The organism is Pseudonocardia acidicola (assembly GCF_012911935.1).
GTDB classification, from domain to species: domain Bacteria; phylum Actinomycetota; class Actinomycetes; order Mycobacteriales; family Pseudonocardiaceae; genus Pseudonocardia; species Pseudonocardia acidicola.
Genome location: NZ_JAAXLA010000014.1, coordinates 66,061 through 88,418, shown reverse-complemented (window position 1 = coordinate 88,418; position 22,358 = coordinate 66,061). Strand labels below are relative to the sequence as shown.

At 74.4% G+C, this 22,358-nt stretch carries 20 protein-coding genes; 8 read left to right on the top strand and 12 right to left on the bottom strand.

The window, feature by feature from the left end:
- Nucleotides 1–76 precede the first annotated feature (76 nt).
- The 10 genes from HF526_RS10300 to HF526_RS10255 form a co-directional block, all read right to left on the bottom strand.
- The gene (locus HF526_RS10300) at nt 77–1,096 is read right to left on the bottom strand and encodes a YihY/virulence factor BrkB family protein (RefSeq protein WP_169381141.1); all 1,020 of its coding nucleotides are present in this window, start codon (nt 1,094–1,096) and stop codon (nt 77–79) included.
- A gap of 93 nt (nt 1,097–1,189) precedes the next feature.
- Nucleotides 1,190–2,170: a methylmalonyl Co-A mutase-associated GTPase MeaB gene (meaB, locus tag HF526_RS10295; RefSeq protein ID WP_169381140.1), complete on the bottom strand. Its 981-nt coding sequence runs from the start codon at nt 2,168–2,170 to the stop codon at nt 1,190–1,192.
- Nucleotides 2,170–4,389, bottom strand: coding sequence for a methylmalonyl-CoA mutase (gene scpA / locus HF526_RS10290; RefSeq protein ID WP_169381139.1), 2,220 nt, complete (start codon nt 4,387–4,389; stop codon nt 2,170–2,172). The genes meaB and scpA overlap by 1 nt, the downstream gene beginning before the upstream one ends.
- Complete coding sequence (locus HF526_RS10285; protein WP_169381138.1) at nt 4,386–6,302, bottom strand: methylmalonyl-CoA mutase family protein; 1,917 nt, start codon at nt 6,300–6,302, stop codon at nt 4,386–4,388. The genes scpA and HF526_RS10285 overlap by 4 nt, the downstream gene beginning before the upstream one ends.
- Before the next feature lie 177 nt (nt 6,303–6,479).
- A complete protein-coding gene (locus tag HF526_RS10280) occupies nt 6,480–6,701 on the bottom strand; it encodes a ferredoxin (RefSeq protein ID WP_169381137.1) in 222 nt (73 codons plus the stop codon).
- Nucleotides 6,698–7,960 carry an NADH-ubiquinone oxidoreductase-F iron-sulfur binding region domain-containing protein gene (locus tag HF526_RS36280; protein WP_169381136.1) on the bottom strand — a complete coding sequence of 421 codons (1,263 nt, stop codon included), beginning with the start codon at nt 7,958–7,960 and terminating at the stop codon, nt 6,698–6,700. The genes HF526_RS10280 and HF526_RS36280 overlap by 4 nt, the downstream gene beginning before the upstream one ends.
- Entirely contained in the window at nt 7,957–8,532 is a 576-nt protein-coding gene (locus tag HF526_RS10270) for a ferric reductase-like transmembrane domain-containing protein (protein WP_169381135.1), read from the bottom strand. Before HF526_RS10270 ends, HF526_RS36280 begins: the two co-directional genes overlap by 4 nt.
- Nucleotides 8,529–9,458, bottom strand: coding sequence for an FAD:protein FMN transferase (locus HF526_RS10265; protein WP_169381134.1), 930 nt, complete (start codon nt 9,456–9,458; stop codon nt 8,529–8,531). The genes HF526_RS10270 and HF526_RS10265 overlap by 4 nt, the downstream gene beginning before the upstream one ends.
- Nucleotides 9,458–9,775: a hypothetical protein gene (locus HF526_RS10260; RefSeq protein WP_169381133.1), complete on the bottom strand. Its 318-nt coding sequence runs from the start codon at nt 9,773–9,775 to the stop codon at nt 9,458–9,460. Before HF526_RS10260 ends, HF526_RS10265 begins: the two co-directional genes overlap by 1 nt.
- A 101-nt stretch (nt 9,776–9,876) precedes the next feature.
- On the bottom strand, nt 9,877–10,905 hold the full coding sequence (locus tag HF526_RS10255) for an LLM class flavin-dependent oxidoreductase (RefSeq protein ID WP_169381132.1): 1,029 nt from the start codon (nt 10,903–10,905) through the stop codon (nt 9,877–9,879).
- Nucleotides 10,906–11,011: 106 nt separating this feature from the next.
- On the opposite strand from HF526_RS10255, the gene HF526_RS10250 reads away from it, so the two are divergent.
- The 8 genes from HF526_RS10250 to HF526_RS10215 all read left to right on the top strand — a co-directional run bounded on the left by HF526_RS10250 (nt 11,012) and on the right by HF526_RS10215 (nt 20,939).
- Entirely contained in the window at nt 11,012–11,482 is a 471-nt protein-coding gene (locus tag HF526_RS10250; RefSeq protein ID WP_169381131.1) for a MarR family transcriptional regulator, read from the top strand.
- Between the two features lie 60 nt (nt 11,483–11,542).
- Nucleotides 11,543–12,268, top strand: a complete 726-nt coding sequence (locus HF526_RS10245) for a GntR family transcriptional regulator (RefSeq protein ID WP_169381130.1) — start codon at nt 11,543–11,545, stop codon at nt 12,266–12,268.
- Nucleotides 12,269–12,486: 218 nt separating this feature from the next.
- Nucleotides 12,487–14,001, top strand: a complete 1,515-nt coding sequence (locus HF526_RS10240) for a cytochrome ubiquinol oxidase subunit I (RefSeq protein WP_169381129.1) — start codon at nt 12,487–12,489, stop codon at nt 13,999–14,001.
- A gap of 9 nt (nt 14,002–14,010) precedes the next feature.
- Nucleotides 14,011–15,069 carry a cytochrome d ubiquinol oxidase subunit II gene (gene cydB / locus HF526_RS10235; RefSeq protein ID WP_169381128.1) on the top strand — a complete coding sequence of 353 codons (1,059 nt, stop codon included), beginning with the start codon at nt 14,011–14,013 and terminating at the stop codon, nt 15,067–15,069.
- 5 nt (nt 15,070–15,074) lie between these two features.
- Entirely contained in the window at nt 15,075–16,769 is a 1,695-nt protein-coding gene (gene cydD / locus HF526_RS10230) for a thiol reductant ABC exporter subunit CydD (RefSeq protein WP_169381127.1), read from the top strand.
- The gene (gene cydC, locus HF526_RS10225) at nt 16,766–18,577 is read left to right on the top strand and encodes a thiol reductant ABC exporter subunit CydC (protein ID WP_338051395.1); all 1,812 of its coding nucleotides are present in this window, start codon (nt 16,766–16,768) and stop codon (nt 18,575–18,577) included. Before cydD ends, cydC begins: the two co-directional genes overlap by 4 nt.
- Before the next feature lie 328 nt (nt 18,578–18,905).
- Nucleotides 18,906–20,159, top strand: coding sequence for a glycoside hydrolase family protein (locus tag HF526_RS10220; protein WP_169381126.1), 1,254 nt, complete (start codon nt 18,906–18,908; stop codon nt 20,157–20,159).
- Between the two features lie 72 nt (nt 20,160–20,231).
- Nucleotides 20,232–20,939, top strand: coding sequence for a DUF1275 family protein (locus HF526_RS10215; RefSeq protein WP_169381125.1), 708 nt, complete (start codon nt 20,232–20,234; stop codon nt 20,937–20,939).
- Between the two features lie 17 nt (nt 20,940–20,956).
- On the opposite strand, the gene HF526_RS10210 is transcribed toward HF526_RS10215, so the two are convergent.
- Together HF526_RS10210 and HF526_RS10205 are read right to left on the bottom strand one after the other, a co-directional pair.
- Nucleotides 20,957–21,610 (bottom strand): TetR/AcrR family transcriptional regulator, encoded by a 654-nt coding sequence (locus HF526_RS10210; RefSeq protein WP_169381124.1) that lies wholly within the window; start codon nt 21,608–21,610, stop codon nt 20,957–20,959.
- A gap of 77 nt (nt 21,611–21,687) precedes the next feature.
- Nucleotides 21,688–22,338, bottom strand: coding sequence for a DUF305 domain-containing protein (locus tag HF526_RS10205; RefSeq protein ID WP_169381123.1), 651 nt, complete (start codon nt 22,336–22,338; stop codon nt 21,688–21,690).
- Nucleotides 22,339–22,358: the final 20 nt, after the last annotated feature.

The following is a 22,358-nucleotide window of genomic DNA, read 5'->3' as shown; positions in this document are numbered from 1 at the left end:
CGTCGCCCCGACGCCGGTGGCCGCGCGCACCTGCTGTGCGTACGGCCACCGCGGTACGGACGCCGAGCCCGTCCGGTCAGGGGGCGCGGTCGGCCTCGCAGGGCGACGCCGGCCGCGGCGGGCGCGGGCGGGCCGGCGCACCCCGCCGGTCCCGCAGCGGGGCCGGCCACAGCGCCTGGATCGCCGCGTTGAAGTGCGCGCCGAGCACGATGGCCAGCCCGATGAAGAAGGTCGCCAGCAGGAAGGCGATCGGCGCGGCCAGCGCGCCGTAGGTGTAGCCGGTGCCGGTCAGCCAATTGATGTAGACCCGCAGTCCGGTGGCCCCGACCAGGAACACCACCGCCGCCAGCAGCGCCCCCGGCAGCGCCCGGTACCACGGCGGTTTGGCCGGCAGCGCGACCCAGTAGAGCGTGGTCAGCGCGAGCACGAGGATCAGCCCGACCACCGGGTAGTACAGGTAGTTGATCAGCGTGACGGCCGTGGGCCGCCACGGCAGCGGCAGGAACTCGGGCAGCCGGTCGGGGCCCAGGGCGAGCACCGGCAGCGCGATGATGCCACCGACCAGCCCGACCATGTACATGATCAGGGCGAGGATCCGCTGCCACACCGGATTGCGGATGCCGTACTGGCAGTGCGCGCGGGTGATGGCGTCGACGAACGACGAGATCGCCGAGGATCCGGACCACAGCGAGATGATGAAACCGAGCGAGACCAGCTCGCTGCGTCCGGTGGACAGGATCTGCGCGACCGTCGGCGCGATGATCTCGTCCACCGCGTTGCGGCTGAACACCCCGCCGGTCGCGGCCACGATGCGCGCCTGCACGACCGCGGCGGTGTTCGGTCCGAACCAGTCACCGATGTAGCCGAGGCTGCCGAGCAGCCCGAGCAGCAGCGGCGGCAGGGAGAGCGTCTGCCAGAACGCGGCGGCCGCCGCCTCGCTGAAGATGTTGTCGTTCCAGGCGCTGACGACCGTGCGCACCGCGAGCTCGCGGACCCCGCGCGGCAGCCCCCGGGCCGCGGACGCGGGCGCGTCCGCGGGCCGGGGCCGCGTCGGCGGCGCCCGGCCGTTCTCCGCCTCCGCCGCACCATCGACCATCCGCCCAGCATGCTCCCCCGCCGCAGTCGGCGCTGGCGCGCCCGTGCGCGGTCAGCGGTGCCCGGGCACCACTGACCGCGCACGACCGGGGCGTCAGCCGAGGGTGTCGAGGATGGTCTGCGCGGCCAGCGTCGGGGTCAGCTCGCCGCTGCGGACGTCGCGCTCCAGCCCGGGCAGGGCCCCGCGGACCCCCGGGTCGTGGTGCAGCCGGTCCATGAGCTGGTCGCGGACCATCGCCCACATCCACTCGACCTGCTGGTCGGCCCGCCGCCCGGCCAGCTCGCCGCTGGCCTCGAGCGTCGCCCGGTGCCTCTCGATCTGTTCCCAGACCTCGTCCATCCCGGCGCCGGTCTGCGCGCTGCACGGCAGCACCGGCGGCCGCCACGACTCGCTGGCCGGTCGCATCAGTCGCAACGCGCCGGCCAGCTCGCGGGCCGCGGCCTTGGCGTCGCGCTCGTGCGGGCCGTCGGCCTTGTTCACCGCGACCACGTCGGCGAGCTCGAGGATGCCCTTCTTGATCCCCTGCAGCGAGTCGCCGGTGCGGGCGATCGTCAGCAGCAGGAACGTGTCGACCATCCCGGCCACGGTGACCTCGGACTGCCCGACCCCGACCGTCTCGACGAGCACCACGTCGTAGCCCGCCGCCTCCATCAGCACGATGGTCTCCCGGGTCGCCCGGGCCACCCCGCCCAGCGTCCCGGCGCTCGGCGACGGCCGGACGAACGCGTTCTCGTCGGCGGACAGCTTCGCCATCCGGGTCTTGTCGCCCAGGATCGAGCCCTTGCTGCGCGTCGACGACGGGTCGACGGCGAGCACCGCGACCCGGTGCCCGGCGCCGGTCAGCCGGGTGCCGAGGGTCTCGATGAACGTCGACTTCCCGACACCCGGCACCCCGCTGATCCCGACCCGCCGGGCGCCACCGGCATGCGGCAGCAGCTCCATCAGCAGCTGCTGCGCCGCCTGCCGGTGGTCCGCCCGGTTCGACTCGACGAGCGTGATGGCCCGCGCGAGCGTTGCCCGCGACCCGTCGAGGACCCCCTTGGCCAGCGCCGGGACGTCGATCGTGCGGGCCATCAGCCGTCGCTGTGCTCGTGCTGCAGCTGGGCGGAGAGCTTGCCCAGGAGGTCGACCGCGGCCTCGGCGATGACCGTGCCGGGGCCGAAGACCGCCGCCGCGCCGGCCTCACGCAGCGCCGGGTAGTCCGCGGGCGGGATCACGCCACCGACGACGATCATGATGTCGGAGCGGTCCAGCTTGGCGAGCTCCTCGCGCAGCTCCGGGACCAGGGTGAGGTGCCCGGCGGCCAGCGAGTTGACCCCGACGACGTGCACGTCGGCCTCGACGGCCTGCCGCGCAACCTCGCCCGGGGTCTGGAACAGCGGACCCACGTCGACGTCGAAGCCCAGGTCGGCGAACGCGGTCGCGATGACCTTCTGGCCGCGGTCGTGGCCGTCCTGGCCCATCTTCGCGACGAGGATGCGGGGCTGGCGCCCCTCCTCGGCCGCGAACTCGTCCACCAGCTCACGGGCACGGGCGATGGCCGGGCTCTTGCCGGCCTCCTCGGAGTACACGCCTGAGATGATCCTGATCTGTCCGGAGTGCCGCCCGAAGACCTTCTCCAGCGCGTCGGAGATCTCCCCGACGGTGGCCTTGGCCCGCGCGGCGTCGACCGACAGGGCCAGCAGGTTCTGCTCGGACGTGCGCGCCGAGCCCTCGGCGATGGCCGCCGCGGCGTTGGTCAGCGCGGTGAGCTTCGAATCGACGTCGCGCGCATCCCTTTCCGAGCGCAGCCTCTCCAGCTTCTCCAGCTGCTGCGCCCGCACCTCGGCGTTGTCGACCTTGAGCACCTCGATCTGCTCGGTGTCGTCACTGCCGGCGACGACGTACTTGTTGACCCCGATCACCGGCTGGCGGCCGGAGTCGATCCGGGCCTGGGTGCGGGCCGCGGCCTCCTCCACCCGCAGCTTCGGGATGCCGGCGTCGATGGCCTGGGCCATGCCGCCGGCCTTCTCCACCTCCTGGATGTGCGCCCAGGCGCGCCGGGCCAGGTCGTTGGTCAGCTTCTCGACGTAGTAGCTGCCGCCCCACGGGTCGATGACCTTGGTGGTGCCCGACTCCTGCTGCAGCAGCAGCTGGGTGTTGCGGGCGATGCGTGCCGAGAAGTCCGTCGGCAGCGCGAGCGCCTCGTCGAGGGCGTTGGTGTGCAGCGACTGGGTGTGCCCCTGGGTCGCGGCCATCGCCTCGATGCAGGTGCGGATCACGTTGTTGTAGACGTCCTGCGCGGTCAGCGACCAGCCCGAGGTCTGCGAGTGCGTGCGCAGCGACAGCGACTTGGCGTTGCGCGGCTCGAACTGGTTCACCAGCTTCGACCACAGCAGCCGGGCCGCCCGCATCTTGGCGACCTCCATGAAGAAGTTCATCCCGATCGCCCAGAAGAACGACAGCCGCGGGGCGAACCGGTCGATGTCCAGCCCGGCGTCGATCCCGGCCCGCAGGTACTCCACGCCGTCGGCGAGGGTGTAGGCGAGCTCGAGGTCGTTGGTCGCCCCCGCCTCCTGGATGTGGTAGCCGGAGATGGAGATCGAGTTGAACTTCGGCATCTTCTCCGACGTGTAGCGGAAGATGTCGGAGATGATCTGCATCGAAGGCTGCGGCGGGTAGATGTAGGTGTTGCGGACCATGAACTCTTTGAGGATGTCGTTCTGGATGGTCCCGGTCAGCTTCTCCGGCGGCACCCCCTGCTCCTCGGCCGCCAGGATGTAGAGCGCCAGCACCGGCAGCACGGCACCGTTCATCGTCATCGACACCGACATCCGGTCCAGCGGGATGCCGTCGAACAGCTGGCGCATGTCGTAGATCGAGTCGATCGCCACGCCCGCCATGCCGACGTCGCCGGCCACCCGCGGGTGGTCGGAGTCGTAGCCCCGGTGGGTGGCCAGGTCGAACGCGATCGACAGGCCCTTCTGCCCCGCGGCCAGGTTGCGCCGGTAGAACGCGTTGGACTCCTGCGCGGTGGAGAACCCGGCGTACTGCCGGACCGTCCAGGGCTGGGTGACGTACATCGTCGGGTACGGCCCGCGCAGGTACGGGGTGATCCCCGGGTAGGTGCCGAGGAAGTCGAGACCCTCGAGGTCCGCGGGGGTGTACAGCGGCTGGACCCCGATGCCCTCCGGGGACTCCCAGGTCTGCGGTGCCTCGGCGCCGCCGAGCGCCTCGGCCCAGGCCTGCGCGTCGCCGGCGGGGGTGTCGCCGGTGTTCAGCGCGACCTTCGTGAAGTCGGGCAGATCCGTCACTTCGCCACCTCCAGAGCGCCGTAGACGTCGTCGATCACAGCCAGCGCGTCGCAGCCGGCGTACAGGTAGCCGTCCACCCCGGGGATCGGTGGGTCGGCTGGTTTCCCGGCGAGCAGCACCGTCCGCGCGCCGGCCTCGCGCAGCGCGGCGGCGGTGGCCTCGGCGCGCTCGGCGTAGAGCACGTCGGTGGAGCACAGCACCGCCACCGGCGTCCCGGCCTCGGTGAACGCCGTCACGACGTCCTCGGGGGTCTCGGTCGGTCCTGCGTCGGGTGCGGCGATACCGCCGGCCTGCAGCAGGTTGCGGGCGAACCCGGCCCGCGCGGTGTATGCGGCCAGCGGGCCCAGCGTGGCCAGGAACGCCGTCGGCCGGGCACCCGCCGACTCCAGATGCGCGTCGGACCGGTCGCGGTAGGCCTCGAACGGCTCGGCGAGCCGGAACACCGGCAGGCCACCGCCCGGTGGGCGCTCGGGGTGCGGGCTGCGCTCGACGGGCGCCTCGTCGAGGTTCGAGAACTCGCTGACCCCGGTCAGCGGGACGCGCCGCTTCGCGACCGCGGCGACGCGCTGCTCGCGGATCTCCGCGGTCCGCTGCGCGATCAGGCCGCGGTCCAGGGCCGCCACCGCGCCACCGGCGGCCTCGATCTCCTGGAAGAACGCCCAGCCGGCCTGCGCGAGGTCGTCGGTCAGGTGCTCGACGAACCAGGACCCACCGGCCGGGTCGATCACCCGGGCGAGGTGTGACTCCTGGATGAGCAGGGCCTGGGTGTTGCGGGCGATCCGGCGGGAGAACGGTTCGGCCTGTCCGATCGCGGCGTCGAACGGCGCGACGGTGACCGCGTCGGCGCCACCGACCCCGGCGGCGAACCCGGCCACGGTGCCGCGCAGCAGGTTCACCCACGGGTCGCGGCGGCTCTGCATCACCGAGGAGCTGACGGCGTGCTGGTGCTGCGCCGACGCCGCGCCGCAGACCTCGGTGACCCGCGACCACAGCCGGCGGGCGGCACGCAGCTTGGCGATCGTCGGGAACTGCTCGCCGGTGGCGGCGTAGCGGAACTCCAGCAGCCGCGCGGCGGTGGCGACGTCCAGGCCCGCGGCCCTCAGCGCGCGCAGGTAGGCCAGGCCGGCCGCGATCGAGAAGCCGAGCTCCTGGGCGTCGGAGCCACCGGCCTCGTGCACCGGCAGCGCGTCGACGACGATCGCGCGCAGTTTCGGGTGCTGCTCGGCCACCCGCCGGGCGAGCGGCACCACCGAGTCGGTGTCCGGGCCCTCCCCGGTGCGGGCCCGCAGCCCGATCGGGTCGAGCCCCAGGGTGCCGACCAGGTCGGCGGCGGCGACGCCGCGGTCGTCGGCGAGCGCGAGGAACGCGACCGCGGCCTCCTCGGCGGCCGGGCCGGCGTCGAGCACCACCGGGGCGAGGTCGAGATAGACCTCGGCGAGCACGGCGGGCAGGTCGGCGACCGCGGTCCCGTTCGGCCCGACCCCGAGCCACACCGAGGTCACGCCGTTCTCCAGGTCGGCCATGATCGCGGTCTTGGTGGCGTCCGGATCGGGGTCGGCGTGGCGCTGCCGCACGTCCCACCCCTGCGGGACGACACCGGCGGCGCGGGCGCCGCGCACGAACGGGGCCCGGCCCGGCACGCCGGGCGCGGCGGCGCCGTCGGTCGGGGTGTCCTCCGCGGTGTAGAGCGGCCGCACCCGGATGCCGTCCGGGGTGGCCCAGGTGAGCGCGTCGACCCCGGCGCCGTCGGCGGCGTCCTCCGGGATGCGGCCGGCCTTGCGCACGACGCCGTCGACGAGCTTCGCCCACTCCTCGCGGGTGGCCGCCGGGAACTCGCCGGCGAGCACCAGCTCGTCGGGCTCGGCGGGAGCACCGCGGTCGAGCGCGTCGGTGTCCACCTGGGGGGTACTCATCCAGACTCCTCACCGGCCCTGACGGCCGCACTGCCGAGCACGAGCTGATCGCCGCACGCCCGGGGCGGGCGGGACCCTAGGGCGTTGCGCACGCCGGTCGAGATCCTGCCGAGTCTAGGTGCCGCAACGCGAGCCCAGCACGCCGTGTGTAGGGCGGCTCACGCCCGGCGATCATGTTCACCGGTGATCGGGGAGCAGGCTCAGCGCGAGCCGCGGGCAGTCCCGCACCGCACGGCGGGCGTGCCCGGCCAGCTCGCGGGGCACCGCGACGTCGGCCGATCCGGGCCGGTGCGCCATCGGGTAGCCCCACTCGTCGCGGTCGAGCAACTCGGGCAGCAGCTCGACGCAGAGCGCGCGGCCCGTGCACCGGGTCCAGTCGATGTGCAGCCGATCGGTCATCGGTTCGTCCCTCCGGTGTCCCTCGTCATCGCCCGCCGGTCAGCGCGTCGCGCGAGGCAGCGGCCCGCGAGGTGTGCGTCGACGTCGCCGGCGAACACCCGCAACGCGGAGCGGACCAGCGCCGCCGTGCCGTCCGGGTGGTGGCAGGCGCCGCGGCCGGCGACGAGCGCGGTCATCCGGTGCACCTGCGCCACGAGCCGCGGGTCGCGCGCTCCCCCGGCCAGCCGGCTCAGCGTCTCGGCCATCCGGGGCAGTCCGTTGCGGCACGGCCCGCACTGGCGGGCGCTCTGGGCTGCCAGGTACCCGGTGATCCGCGCGGTCTCGGCGAGGCCGCAGCGTCCGGGCGGCAGGGCGAACAGCACCCCCGCCCCGGGGGTCGCGCCGAACCGTTGCAGACAGGCCCGGGACAGGCGCGCCGCGGCGACCTCGTGCGGGGCCAGCCACGCCCCGTGGTACCCGCCCACCAGCACCGGGCCGGTCACCCCACCGTAGTGGCCGAGCACCGCGGGCAGCGGCGTGCCGTGCGCGACCTCGTCGACCCCCGGCGCCGGGACGGCCCCGCTGCGGGTCACCAGCATCGTGCCCGGCTCGGCCGGGGTGCCCGCGGCCCGGAACCAGGCCGGGCCGTAGCGGGCGATCAGCGCGAGGTGGGCCAGCGTCTCGACGTTCTGCACCGCGGTCGGCCGTCCGCGCACGCCGGACTCGACGACGCGCCGGGCCTTGTCGGCGGGCAGCGCCGCGCGCCCGCTCAGCCGGGCGACGACCGCGGACTCCTCACCGGAGAGGAACGCCTCCGGCGCCTCGACGACCTCGACGGCGACCCGGTCGACCCCCGCTTCCCGCCGTCGCGACAGCGCGGCGAGGGCGGTGTCGAACGTCGCCGGTGCGACGTAGAGGTGGGCCCGGACGGCGCCGGCGGCCTCGGCGGCGAGCTGCAGCCCGTCCAGGACGAGGTGCGGGCCGCGGCGCAGCAGTGTCCGGTCCTTGGCGCTCGCCGGCTCCCCCTCCGCGCCGTTGGCGACGACGACGGGCTCCTTGCCCTCCGCCACCGCGGCCAGCTTGCGCCACGCCGGGAACCCGGCGCCACCGCGGCCGGTCAGCCCGGCCGCCTCCAGCTCGGCGAGCAGCGCACCGGGCGCGCCCCGCCAGGGCACCGGCCCGCTGCGCCGCAGGTGGGCGTCGAGGTCGGCCTCGGCGGCGGCCAGCAACCGGCGGCCGCCGATCGCGGCGGCGCCCGCGGGATCCAGTACTGCGGTCATCGGGCACCTGCCGTCGGTCGGGGGATCGTGGCGGCGCGCCGGTCGTCGACCTCGGCGAACCGCGGCGAGAACCGCCAGGCCACGGCGCCGAGCACCGCGGCCACGCAGACGCCGACCACGACGAGCATCCAGCCGGAGCCGGCGTCGCTGCCGGAGCCGAGACCGTGCCCGAGGGCGATCGGCCAGCACGCGTAGGCCAGCCAGTGCACGCCGCGCCAGACCCGTGGGCCGATCCGGGCCCGCAGCAGGCTGGTGACGACCAGCGCGGCGAGCAGGTCGAACGCGACGGTGCCCAGGCCGTACCAGAACGGCGAGAGCGCGGCGTGGAACGGCAGGACCAGGTCGAGCACGCTCAGCCGGGCGTCCGGGTCGAGCAGCAGCGTCAGCACGTGGACCGCCACGAACACCACGCCGAGCAGGCTCGCGCTGCGGTGCACGGCGGCGACCGCGAACCGCGGCAGCCCGAGGACCCGCCGCCCGCAGCGATTCGCCACGCCCAGCGCGACGACCAGGGTGAGCAGCAGGATCGACACCAGGCCGGTGCCGCGGCCGACGTACCAGAGTGCGTTCACGACCGCACCTGCCCCGGCCACCCACCGAGGGTGACGACCTTGGCGCCCGAGCCGACCAGCCGGGCCGCGACCCCGAGCCCGCGCAGCCACGGCAGCGCGTCCAGACCGCGGACGACCGCCGCGGTGGTCAGCGTGTTGGCCTCCAGGCAACTGCCGGCGGCGACCGTGACCGTGCGCCAGGCCGGGGCGGCCGAGGCGCCGGTGCGCGGGTCGAGCACGTGGTGCACCCGGTGCCCGCCGCGTGTCCAGGCCCGGCTCACCGTGCTCGACGTGGCGACGGCCCCACCCGCGGCCAGCGTCACGACGATTGCCGGGTCCTCGGGGCGGTCCTGGACCCGGATCTGCCAGCCGCCGGCCGGGGCCTCGCCCGCGGTCGCGATGTCACCGCCCAGGGCGACGAGCGCGCCGCCGCCGCAGTGCTCGACGACGTCGCGGGCGCACCGGTCGGCCGTCCAGGCCTTCGCGGTGGCGCCGAGGTCGAGCCGAACCCCGGCGGGCACCGTCAGCGCCCCGTCGTGCAACCGGATCCGCTGCCACGCCGGCTCCCGGACGACCGGTCCGGGCGGCACGGCGGCACGGGGCGGGATCAGCGCGAAGTCCCGGTCGTAGCCGAGTTCGGACAGCGCCCGGCCCAGCGTCGGGTCGACGTCGCCCGCGGTCCGCTGCGCCGCCAGCAGCGCGGCCGCGACCAGTTCGGCGAGCAGCGGGCCGATCCGCACCGGCCGGCCGTCGACCGGCAGCCGGGACAGCTCGGAGTCGGCCCGGAACCGGCTGCACGCCTCCTCGACGGCCGCGGTCCGGGCCTCGACGACCGCGCGGGCCGTGGCCAGCACGCCCGGATCGGTGACGACGATCCGGGCCGTGGTGCTCCACAGCGGCCACTGCGCGGTGTCCGGCCCGACCGGCAGCGTCTCCAGCAGCGGCATCACGAGCCGCCCGAGGTCGCCGCGCCGCCGCCGGAGTGGTGGCCGTGGGTCACCGACGTTCCGGACGGCGTCCAGGCGCCGCTGCCGGCCGGGTCGCTGTTCGTGGCGGCATCGGGTGAGCCGGTGGGCGCGGAGCCGGGCGACGACGAGCCCGTGGACGGCGTCGTCGTGGACGGCGTGGTCGTGGTTGCGGCGTCCGATGAGCCCGTACCCGCCGCGGCGAGCCCCGCGAACCCCGCCGAGCCCAGGATCCCGGCCCCGGCCAGGGTCGCGGTGATCACCGCGATCTTTCGTCGTCCATCGGAACGTTCCGACACAGCCGCCTCCCCCTCGTCGCCGTATATCGCGTCGAAGACGACATTGCCGACACCGGATGTGCGCCGGCTGTGGACAGGCTGTGCCGGGAGGAGGGGTTTGCTCAGCGCATGACCGGGCGCTTGCCTTCGCGCAACCGGGGCAGCACCTCGGCGCCGAGCCGGGCGATGTTCTCGCAGGTCCGGGCCCGATCACCGGCGCCCTCGACCATCAGCAGCAGATGCCCGACGCCGGTGCGCCCGACCGTGGCGGTGAGCCGGGTGACGGCGTCGTCGGGCGAGCCGACGGGGTGCAACCGGCACAGCAGGTCGGCGTAGGCGTCGGCATCGCGCGGGGCCCCCGCGGCGCCGTCGACGCGGACGTAGCCGGCCAGCCCGGGCCGCAGCCACCGCGGGAGCGCCGCGCGCACGGTCGCCTGCGCCTCCGCCCGGGTGTCGGCGACGTAGGCCAGGTGGGTACTCAGGTGAGCCGGCTCCGCCGTGCGCCCGGTCGCTGCCGCGACCTGCCGGTACTCCGCGCAGAACCGGGCCTTCTCGGCGTCGTCGGCGTGCATCCCCAGCAGCATCGGCAGCCCGCGCGCGGCCGCCAGTTCCAGGCCTACCCGGGAGGTCACCGCCAGCACGGCCGGCGGGTGCGGCCGGGTGCGCGGGGACGGCGTCATCGCGACCTCGCGGAACCGGAAGCGCTCGGAGTCGGCCGCGACCGTCGGCCCGGTCAGCGCGGCGAGCAGCAGGTCGAGGGATTCGGCGAAGCCGTCCTGCTGGCGGTCGAGACCGGTGCCGAACACCTCGAGGTCGACCCAGGGCCCACCGCGGCCGACGCCGAGCCGGAACCGGCCGCCGGAGACCTGGTCGAGCAGCAGCGCCTGCTCGGCGAGCGCCACCGGATGCTGGGTGGACAGCACGCTGACCGCGGTGCCGACCGCGATCCGCCGGGTGGCCCCGAGCAGGTAGCCGGCCAGGGTCACCGCGGACGGGCACAGCCCGTAGGACATGAAGTGGTGCTCGGCGACCCACACGTCGTCGAAGCCGGCCTGTTCGGCGGCCACCGCGGCGGCGACGGTCGTGTCCAGGACCGTCGCGTGGTCCTGTCCCGGGAAGCCCGGGGCCAGCAAGAACGCACCGACCCGCACCCTGCTCCCCCGTCGTCGCCCGGCCGGGTGACATGCGCGCGACCCGGCCCGCGCGCACGCTAGCGACAGCGATCATCCGGGCGTCCGCGGGCCTAGGCTCACACGTGTGGACACCGAGGCCACGGGCTCACCGCCGTCGACGCTGTACCTGGTCAAGCAGCTGGAGCTCGCGATCCGCGCCGTGCTCGACGACGCGCTGCGCCCGCACGGCCTGACCACTCCGCAGTACACGGCGCTCACCGTGCTCGCGCACCGCGACGGGCTGTCCTCCGCGCAGCTGGCCCGGCGTTCGTTCGTGACCCCGCAGACCATGCACGAGCTGGTGCTCCTGCTGGAGCGCAACGGCCTCGTCGTGCGCTCCCGCGACACCCGCAACCGCCGGGTGCGGCTCGTCCACCTCACCGACGCGGGGCGGGAGCGGATGGCCCGGTGCGCGTCGGCCGTCACGGCCCTCGAACGCCGCGTCGAGAACACGATGACCGGACCCCAGCTGGCCGAGTTCCGGGAGCGGCTGCGCCGCGCGCACGCCGCCGTCGCCCCGCTCGCGCTGGGCGCCTCGGGGTCGTCGGCGCGCTGAGCCGGTACCGATGTGGACTACCCTCTGCCAGGCCCGTCGCCCGCTCGCCGAGGAGGGCGCATGACCGTCGATCCCGGCGCCGCCCCGGCCGCCGACCGGGGCCGCCGGGTGAGCGCGGTGAGCCGGGTGGTCGACCAGATCCGGCACATGATGCGCACCGGGGAGCTGGTGCCCGGCCAGCAGGTGCGGCAGGAGTCGCTCGCGGTCCGGTTGGGCGTGAGCCGGATCCCGGTGCGGGAGGCACTCAAGGCGCTCGAGACCGAGGGCGTCCTCCGCCATGAGCCGCACGTCGGCTACTCGGTCACCAGGCTCAACGCCGAGGAGCTCCGCCAGGCCTACCTCATGCGCCGCGCTCTGGAGACCGAGGTACTGCTGGCCCTGCCCCGGCTGACCGGCGCCCAATTGCGCGAGCTCACCGCCGTCAACACCGAGCTGTCCGCGGTGGTCCCGAGCGGCGAGGTCGCCCGGATCGCCGCGGCGAACCACCGGTTCCACCTCACCATGTTCCGGTTCTCCGGTCTGCACCTCGTCGTCGACGAGATCGACCGGATCTGGAAGATGACCGACGCCTACCGCACGGTCCACCTCTACGACCAGGGCGCGCGGCGCCGGGTCGTCCGCGAGCACCGCAAGATGATCACCGCGTTGCGCCGGGGGGACAACCCGGCGGTGGTCGCGCTGATGGACGCCCATCGGGACCAGACCGTCGCCGACCTCGGTCCGGCGCTGGGCCTGCATTTCGCCGTCCCGGCACGCGCGGTGCCGGAGCCGCCGGCCGGACCCTGATCCGCTCTCATCGCCCCGCGCCGCGCCCCCGCCCGGCGCCGATGCCCACCGGGCTTGATCAGCACGTCCGGGACATCCCGGCCGGATGCGGCCGGGATGTCCCGGAACCGGTGATCACGGCGTTCGGTGTCCCGTGGCACACCTCGATGCGCCCATTCTTCTACGTGCGGTAGAACTACTACGGGATGTAGAAGTTCGAGCCTGACCTGAGGGGCGACATGGCGGCACTGGATCTCGCGCGGTGGCAGTTCGGGATCACGACGATCTACCACTTCCTGTTCGTGCCGCTGACGATCGGCCTGTCCGTGATCGTCGCGAGCCTGCAGACCGCGTGGTACCGCACGGGCAAGCAGGAGTACCTGCGTGCCACCAAGTTCTTCGGCAAGCTGTTCTTGATCAACTTCGCGATGGGCGTCGTCACCGGGATCGTCCAGGAGTTCCAGTTCGGGATGAACTGGAGCAGCTACTCGACCTTCGTCGGCGACGTGTTCGGCGCGCCGCTGGCCCTGGAGGCGCTTCTCGCGTTCTTCCTGGAGTCCACGTTCATCGGACTGTGGATCTTCGGCTGGGACCGGCTCCCCCGCCGGGTGCACCTCGCGTGCATCTGGATCGCCGCGGTCGCGACCAACTTCTCGGCCTACTTCATCATCGCCGCGAACGCCTGGATGCGGCACCCGGTCGGGTTCGCGGTCGACCCGCAGACCGGCCGGGCCCGGCTCACCGACATCGGTGCCGTGCTCACCAACCAGCAGGCCTGGTCGACCTACCTGCACGTGGTCGCGGGCGCGTTCATCGCCGCCGGGCTGTTCGTGGTCGCGGTCAGCGCGTTCAAGCTCATGCGCGAGCGCTGGCCGCGCCGCGGCGCCGAGCCCCCGCACCCGAGCGAGCACGAACTGTTCCGCAGGACCCTGCGCGTCGGATTCGTGGTCACCGCGCTGGCCGGGGTGCTCGTCGCCATCTCCGGCGACCACCAGGCCAAGCTGATGGCCCGCTACGAGCCGATGAAGCTCGCCTCGGCCGAGGCGCTGTGGACCGACGAGGACGGCGCCGGCTTCTCGCTGTTCGCCGTCGGCGACATCCAGAACGGGCGCAACCACATCAACCTGCAGATCCCGCACCTGCTCAGCTTCCTCGCCACCGGCGACCTCCACGGCGACGTGCAGGGCATCAACGACGTGCAGGCCCGCTACGAGGCCGCCTTCGGCCCCGGCGACTACCGGCCGAACGTCGCGGTCCTGTACTGGGCCTTCCGGCTGATGATGGGGCTCGGGCTGTCCGGCGTCGCGGTCTCGGTGCTGGGGCTGTGGCTGACCCGGCGCGGCCGACTGCCCGGCCGGCGCTGGATGTACCGGGTCGCGATCGCCGCGCTGCCCGCCGCCCTGGCCGCCAACGTCTTCGGCTGGGTGCTGACCGAGATGGGCCGCCAGCCCTGGACCGTGGTCGGTGAGCTGCTCACCGCGCACAGCGTCTCTCCCGGCGTCAGCCTCACCGAGGTCGCGATCTCGCTGACCGCGTTCACGCTGATCTACGCGGTGCTCGCGGTGGTCGAGGGCGGGCTGTTGTGGCGCTACGTGAACGCCGGGCCGGGACACGTCATGCCCTACCCGGACGACAGCGACGACCCGGACGACAGCGACGACCCGGACGACCCGGACGACCCGGATGCCGCGGATCCGCTCGCCGGCCGCGACGCCGGCCGCCGCGACGAGCCCGTCCCCGCCTTCGTCTACTAGGAGCCCGCCGTGGACCTCCCCGTCATCTGGTTCGTCGCGATCGCCGTGCTGTGGACCGGCTACTTCGTGCTCGAAGGATTCGACTTCGGCGTCGGGATGCTGCTGCCGGTGCTCGGCCGCGACGACACCGACCGCCGCGTCATGATCAATTCCATCGGGCCGGTGTGGGACGGCAACGAGGTGTGGCTGATCACCGCCGTCGGCGCGACGTTCGCCGCGTTCCCGGCCTGGTACGGCTCCATGCTCAGCGGCTTCTACCTGCCGATTCTGGCCATCCTGCTCGCGCTGATCGCGCGGGGGGTCGCGTTCGAGTACCGCGGCAAGGTCGACGACCCGCGGTGGCGGGCGCGCTGGGACGTCGCGATCGTCGCCGGCAGCACGGTGCCGGCGTTCCTGTGGGGCGTGCTGTTCGCGAACCTCGTGCACGGGGTGCCGATGGACGCCGAGCACGTCGTCACGGCCGGACCGCTCGACCTGTTCAGCCCGTACGCGCTGCTCGGCGGGGCGCTGACGCTGGTGCTGTTCACCCTGCACGGCGCGGTGTTCCTCACGCTGAAGACCGACGGTCCGGTGCGCCGGCGCGCCCGGCACGCGATCGCCCGGCTGGCGCTGCCGGCGGTGCCGGCGACGGTGGCCTTCCTCGGCTGGACCCAGGCCGAGCACGGCGCGTCCTGGACGCTGCCGCTGGCCGTGGTCGCGGTCCTCGCGCTGGTCGCCGGATCCGGGCTGGCGGTCCGCGGGCGCGAGGGGTGGGCGTTCAGCGCCACCATGGTGGCTGTCGCCGCCGTCTCCGTCGTGATCTTCGGGTCGATGTTCCCGACGGTGCTGCCCTCGACCACCGATCCGGCGTTCAGCCTGACCGTCCGAGGCGCCGCCTCGGCCCCGTACACCCTGACGGTGCTGAGCTGGATCGGTGTGTTCCTGTTCCCCTTGGTGATCGCCTACCAGGCCTGGAGCTACTGGGTGTTCCGCCGCCGCGTCACCCGCGAACACATCACCCCCACCCCCGCGAGTCGGCACTTCCGGGAGGGCGAGTCGGCACTTCCGGTACCCCGACTCGACGGCTGAGCGCGATGAAACCCCTCGACCCCCGGCTGCTGCGCACCGCCCGCGCGGTGCGGGTGCATCTGGCCGTCGCGGTGGTCTGCGGGGGCGCGCTGACCGGGCTGATCCTGGCGCAGGCCTGGCTGGTCGCCCACACCGTCGCCGGCGCCACCGACGGCAGCGGCCTGACCGGGCTCGGATGGGCGGTGGGCGCGGTCGGTCTGGTCGCGCTGGCCCGGGCGGCGCTGGCCTACGGCGCGGAGGCCGCGGCGCTGCGCAGCGCCGCGCGGGCCAAGTCGCAACTGCGCCGCGCGCTGGTCACGCACGTGACCGCGGGCCCGCCCGACCCGGCCGGGCGCAGCGCCGGTGAGCTGGTCACGCTGGCCACCCGCGGCCTCGACGCGCTCGACGACTACTTCGCCCGCTATCTCCCGCAACTCGTGCTGGCCGTGCTCGTGCCGCTCGCCGTGCTCGTCGTGGTGGCCCGCGCGGACTGGATCTCCGCGCTGGTCATCGGCCTCACCCTGCCGCTGATCCCGCTGTTCATGGCGCTGATCGGCTGGCACACCCAGGCCCGCACCCGCCGGCAGTGGCGGCTGCTGCACCGGCTCGGCGGGCACTTCCTCGACGTCGTCGAGGGCCTGCCCACGCTCGCACTGTTCCGGCGGGCCAAGGCGGAGGCGGCGCTGGTCCGCCGGGTGACCGACCAGCACCGCCGGGCGACGATGGGCACGCTGCGGACCGCGTTCCTCTCGGCGTTCGTGCTCGAACTCGTCGCCACCCTGGCCGTCGCGCTGGTCGCGGTGGAGATCGGGCTGCGGTTGCTGTACGGGCAACTGGACCTGGAGACCGCGCTGCTGGTGCTGATCCTCGCCCCGGAGGCCTACCTGCCGTTGCGCGAGGTCGGGGCGCGGTTCCACGCGAGCATGGAGGGCATCGCCGCGGCCGAGCAGGTCTTCGCCGTGCTGGACGGCCCGGGCGGCCGCGCTCAGCAGCCGCACCGTCGTCCGCAGGCCCCCGAGGGCAGCCGGCAGGCCGCCGACTGCGCGGTGGGGCTGCGTCTGGAGGAGGTGACGTTCCGCTATCCCGGGCGGGACATTCCCGCGCTCGACAGGGTGTCGCTCACCGTCCCGGCAGGGCGCACGGTGCTCATCGACGGCCCCAGCGGCTCCGGCAAGAGCACGCTGCTGGCGCTGCTGCTGCGGTTCCTCGACCCCGGCACCGGCCGGATCGTCGTCGACGGGGTCCCGCTCGACGCCGCCGATCCTGACCGGATCCGCCGGCGCATCGCCTGGGTCCCGCAGCATCCCTACCTGTTCGACGACACCGTCGCGGGCAACATCCGGCTCGGCGCCCCCGACGCGAGCTCTGCCCAGGTCCGCCGCGCGGCCGAGCTCGCCGAACTGCACGACGTCGTCGCCGGCCTGCCCGACGGCTACGACACCCGCCTCGGCGAGCGTGGTGCTCGGCTCTCCGCCGGTCAGCGCCAGCGGGTCGCCCTGGCCCGGGCCTTCCTGCGCGACGCCCCGATCGTGCTGCTCGACGAACCGACCGCGCACCTCGACCCGGACAACGCCGCCGCCGTGCGCACCGCGGTCGCCCGGCTACTGGCCGGACGCACCGGTGTGATCGTCGCGCACGACGCGGGCTGGGCCGAGGTCGTCGACGAGACCGTGCACCTGGTCGGCGGCCGGGTCCCGGCGGTCGCCGAGGCCGGCCGGTGACCCGCGACCCGCTGTGGCGCATGATCGCGCTGGCCCGCCCACGCGGCTCCCGGTTCGTGCTCGGCGTGCTCGCGGGGGCCGTGGCCACCGCGTCCGGGGCCGGGTTGCTGAGCCTGGCCGCGTGGCTGATCGCCACCGCCGCGACCCACCCCGCGATCACCGCGCTGAGCACCGCGATCGTGCTCACCCGGGCGCTCGGAGTGTCCCGCGGCGTCGCCCGCTACCTGGAGCGGCTGGTCACCCACGACGCCGCGCTGCGCACCCTGGCCGACGCCCGGGTGCGGGTCTACGCCCGGCTCGCCGAGATCGAACCGATCCGGCGGTTCCGCTCCGGTGACCTGGTGTCGCGCCTGGTCAGCGACACCGACGCCACCCAGGACCTGCTGGTCCGCGGCCTCACCCCGCCGCTGTCCGCGCTGCTCACCGGGGCCGGCGCGGTCGCGCTGAGCACGGCGCTGCTCGTCCCCGGCGGGCTGCTCCTCGCGGCGGGGCTGCTGCTCGCCGGGGTCGCGGTCCCGCTCGTCGCCGCCGCCCTGGGCCGCGCCCCGGGACGGCGGCTGGCCGCGGCCCGCGGGGAGCTGTCCACCGCGCTCGTCGACGCGCTGCACGGTGCCCCGGACCTCGTCGCGTACGGCGCGATGGACCGGGCGGTGCACCGGGTGGAGCAGGCCGACGCCGAGCTGACTCGCGTCGCCCGCCGCGACGCCGGGTTGCTCGGCCTGGGTGCGGGCGCGTCCGCACTGCTCGGCGGGCTGACGCTGTGGGGCACGTTGCTGCTCGGCGTCGCCGCCGTCGAGGCCGGGACGCTGCGCCCGATCCCGCTCGCGGTTCTGGTGCTGACCGCGCTGGCCGCCTTCGAGATCGTCGCCCCGCTGCCCGCCGCGGCCGCCCGTCTCGGGGCGGTGCGCGCCGGCGGCGCCCGGCTGTTCGACGTTCTGGACACCCCGCCCGCGGTGCGCGGCCCCGCGGGCGGGGCCCCTCAACACAGCCCCGCGGGCGGGGCCCCTCAACACAGCCCCGCGGGCGGGGCCCCTCAACACAGCCCCGCGGGCGGGGCCCCGGCCCCCATCGAGCCGGGGGCGTTGCGGGCCCGCGGCCTGCGGGTCCGCTACGCCCCCGGCGAGCCGTGGGCGCTCGACGGCCTGGACCTCGATCTCGAGCCGGGCGGGCGGATCGCGGTGGTCGGGCCCAGCGGGTCGGGCAAGAGCACGCTGGCCGCAGTGCTCTTCCGGTTCCGCGACCCGGACGCGGGCACCGTGCATCTCGGCGACGCGGATCTCGTCGAGCACCCCGCCGACGCCGCTCGTGCACTGATCAGCGGGGTGCCTCAGCACCCGCACCTGTTCGCCGGCTCGGTCGGGGCGAACCTGCGACTGGCCCGGCCCGGCGCGTCCGACGCCGAACTGTGGGACGCGCTCACCCGGGTCCGCCTCGACACCGCGGTCGCCGCGCTGCCCCGCGGCCTCGACACCGACATCGGCACCCATGGCGCCCGGTTCAGCGGCGGCATGCGGCAGCGGCTCGCGCTGGCCCGGGCGCTGCTGGCCGACGCGCCGGTCCTGGTGCTCGACGAGCCGACCACCCACCTCGACCCCGACACCCGCGACGCCGTCCTGGACGACCTGCTCGCCGCGGCCGGGGACCGCGCGCTGCTGCTGATCACCCACGATCTGGCCCGGCTGGACCGGATGGACACGATCTACGTCGTCGTCGGGGGCCGGGTCGTGCAACGCGGCTCGCACGCCGACCTGCTCGCCCGCGACGGCTGGTACCGCAACGCGCACCGGCTCCCGGCGTTGCACGGGTGACGCACGGCGACGAACCGGGCCGACGAACCGGGCCCGTGTCGGCCCCGAACACCGGTCATGGGGCCCGGCGGTGACCTCTCAGCATCACCACAGCGGCACCCTGCGATTCTCTTGCCCGTGTCATCGCGCGCAGCCCCCGTCGGCTGCCGCCGGGCCGTCCCCGTCCGCCAGACTCTGTTAGGTCACCACGTTGCTCGATAACCGGGTTCGCACCGCACGTGCCCGCTCCCGCCGTATCCGGCCGGGCGCGTGGGGCGCCCTGACGTTCGTCCTCGTCCTCGCGCTCGCGGGCTGCTCGGGTTCCACGAAGGCCCACCAGGCTCCGCCGGTGTCCGCCGACACCGCCCGCTCGATCGACCTGGGCCAGGGCTGGAACTGGCAGCAGCAGGACACCCGCCTCGAGCTCGGCGTCACCCACACCCAGGACAGCCTGGACTCCAGCGAGCCCGCCGAGGCCCGCGACCGCGGGGCGAAGATCCTCAGCGACTCCGGCGCGGTGTGGCAGAACCAGCACCTGATGGGCTTCGGCACCCTCAACCCGGAGCCGGCGCCGGGGCAGTACGACTGGAGCAGCCTCGACAAGAGGATGCAACTGATCAAGGACACGGGAGGCCGGACCGTGCTGACCCTGTGCTGCGCACCGGACTGGATGAAGGGCGGCACACCCGGCCAGACCGACTGGTCGAAGCTCGAGGTGGCGCCGGACCCGAGCCACTTCGACGACTTCGCGGCCCTCGCGGCCGAGGCGGTGCAGCGCTACCCGCAGATCGAGCGGGTGCTGGTGTGGAACGAGCTCAAGGGCTTCTACCACGCCGACCAGAACCGCTGGGACTACGAGGGCTACACCGCGCTCTACAACAAGGTGTACACGGCGGTGAAAGCGGTGCGACCGGACGTCCAGATCGGTGGCCCGTACGTCGTGATGACCAGCCTGGACCCGGGTTCGCCGAACTCCTCGGACCTGCAGGGGCCGTGGGGCGTGGTCGATCAGCGTTCACTCGACGTCCTCGACTACTGGCTCAAACACAAGGTCGGCGCCGACTTCATCGCCGTCGACGGGTCGACCGCGACCCGGGGCGGCGAGGCGGCATCGCCGGTGGACGTCGGCGCGCAGAAGTTCGCCGCCATCGGGAACTGGATCAGGCAGCGCACCCCGCTGGCGATCTGGTGGGCCGAGTTCTACCCCGACGTGCCCCCGGGTGCCCAGGGCGGCCCGGACAGCTCGGCCAGCGCGGCGGCCACCCTCGCCACGGTGGCCGCGTTCGTCCGGTCCGACGTGTCGATCGCGCTGCTGTGGGGGCCGCAGGGCTCCAGCCTGGAGTACTCGGCGCTGTGGACCGACAGCACCCGATCCGACGGCGGCGAGCCGACGCCGCTCACCGCCGCGTGGCAGTGGCTGGTGCCGCGGCTGCAGCACAAGGAGATCGAGGTCGGGCGGTCGACGACACAGCCGCTGCTGGCCTTCCGCGACACGAAGGACGGCAGTGCGGTGATCGTCAACCTGACCGGTGACGACGTGACGATCCCCGGCCACGGCGCGGTGCCGGGCTGGGCGGTCGTCGTGCGCAACAGCGGGGGCTGAGCCCCGGCGGGCGGGCGCAGCCGGGGTACCGCTGCGGCGGTTGAACCACGGCGGCGGTGTGCCTACCGTGCGGTGCACCTACCACGAGGAGGGTCGGCGCTGCCTGAGCCGCGCGACCAGCGGGAACGCCGCCACCTCGGGCTGCTGCTGGCGTTGACGTTCGTGACCGGGGTGGTCGACGTGGTCAGCTACGTCGGCGTCGACCACGTGTTCACCGCCAACATGACCGGCAACGTGGTGCTGCTCGGCGCCGCGCTGACCAGCAACCAACGCGTCCCGGTCGACCACATCGGCGGCGCGTTCGCCGGGTTCGTGCTCGGCGCCGCGCTCGCCGGTCGGCTGCTCGGCCGCACCGCGCCGACCGGCCGGCGGCGCTCACTCGTGCTGCTCGGCGGGTCAGGGCTGCTGCTGCTCGCCATGGGGATCGTGCTGCAGACCCACGGTGCAGGCTCCGTGCTGCAGATCACGTCGACGACCATCCTCGGGTTCTCGATGGGCGTGCAGGGCGGCTGGGCCCGCGCATACGCGGCCCCCGACCTGCCGACGGTCGTGGTCACCTCCACCCTCATCGGGCTCGCGTTCCAGTCCCGGCTGGGCAGCGGCGAGTCCACCCGCTGGCCGCGCCGGGCCGCCGCATTGCTGCTGCTCGTGCTGGGTGGGGTGGCGGGCGGCCTGCTGCTGCGGCTGGGCCCGCTGGCCGCGCTGGGACTGTGCACGGCGGTGGTGGTCGCGGTCGCCGTCGTCGCATGGATCGACCACCGGGGCGACCCGGCAGCGTGATCGGCGCTACCGCCCGGCTACCGCACAGCGCGGCGCTGCGCCTGCAGCCGGCGGGTCTCCTCGGACACCGCGGCCGACAGCAGCCCGGTGGCGGCGTCGACGAGTTGGCTGACGAACAACCGGTGATCGGTACGGCCGGGGGCCTGCGCGCGGTGCGCGAGCTCCACGACGACGAAGCGCAGCGTGTGGAAGCGGCGGTGCAGATCCACCGCGGCCGGCTCGAGCAGCGGTTCGAGCAGGGTGCGCCAGCGGGCCATGCTGTCACCGGGCTCCTCGACGCGCAGCGGGGCGACGGTCGGCTCCGGGCGGGTCAGCAGGTCGGCCAGCGTCCGCAGGTACCCGGCGCCGCTGCCGCCCTGATCCAGCTTCGCCGCGAGCGGCCGGACCAGGGCGCCGGCGAGGGCGTGCACGTCGTCCCGGCCGGCCGCCTCGTAGGCGTCGAGCAGGGCGTGCCGGCGGGTCTCGATCTCGGCCCGGTGGCGGTCCAGCAGGGCCCCGATCAGCCCCTCGCGGTCGGAGAACCAATACTGCGCCGCGATCACGTTGCGGGCCCCGGCGGCGCGGCCGATCTCGCGCAGCGACACCGCCTCGCTGCCGCGCTCGGCGAAAAGGGTCTCGGCCGCGGTCAGGAGCCGGGACCGCGTGTCCTGCCCGTCCGCCGGCCGCGCCATGCCGCGCAGGTTACCCGGGGCCGGTGGGCGCCGGGCCGGTGCGGCGGCGGACCGGGCCGGTCCGCCGCCGCGCTCGCTCATGCCCTGGCGAGCATGCCCTGCATCTCGTTGATCTCGCCCTGTTGCGCGTCGATGATCGCGCGGGCGAGAGCGACGGCCTCGGCGTCGGAACCCTGCTCCACCTGGGCCTGCGCCATCCGGACCGCCCCCTCGTGATGGGCGGTCATCAGCTGCAGGAACAGCCGGTCGAACGCTGCGCCCGAGGAACGGTCGAGCTGGGCCATCTGGTCGGCGGTCATCATCCCGTCCATACCGCCGTGGTCCATGCCGCCGGTGCCACCGTGGGCCATCTCGCCGTGGTTCATGGCCTCGTGGTCGGGGTGGACCGCCTCCTCGGCGCCCCACCGCTGCAGCATCCCGGTCATGATGGAGATCTCCGGGCCCTGCGCGGCCTCGATCCGGCGGGCCAGGTCGGCCACCTGCGGATCGGCGCTGCGGCCGGGCACCAGCCGGGTCATCTGCAGCGCCTGCCGGTGGTGGACGATCATGCCGCCGGCGAACCGGACGTCGGCCTGGTTGTGTGTCTGCGGGTTCGCCCCGTTGCCCGGCGCGGCGGGAGCCGACGCGGGTGCCGGCCCGGCCGGGGCGGAACAGCCGGCCAGGGCCAGGCCACCCAGCAGCGCCGCGGCCAGGACGCGCGTCGTCGTCGTACGTGCTGTGGTGCTCATCGAACCTCTCTGCGGATGCG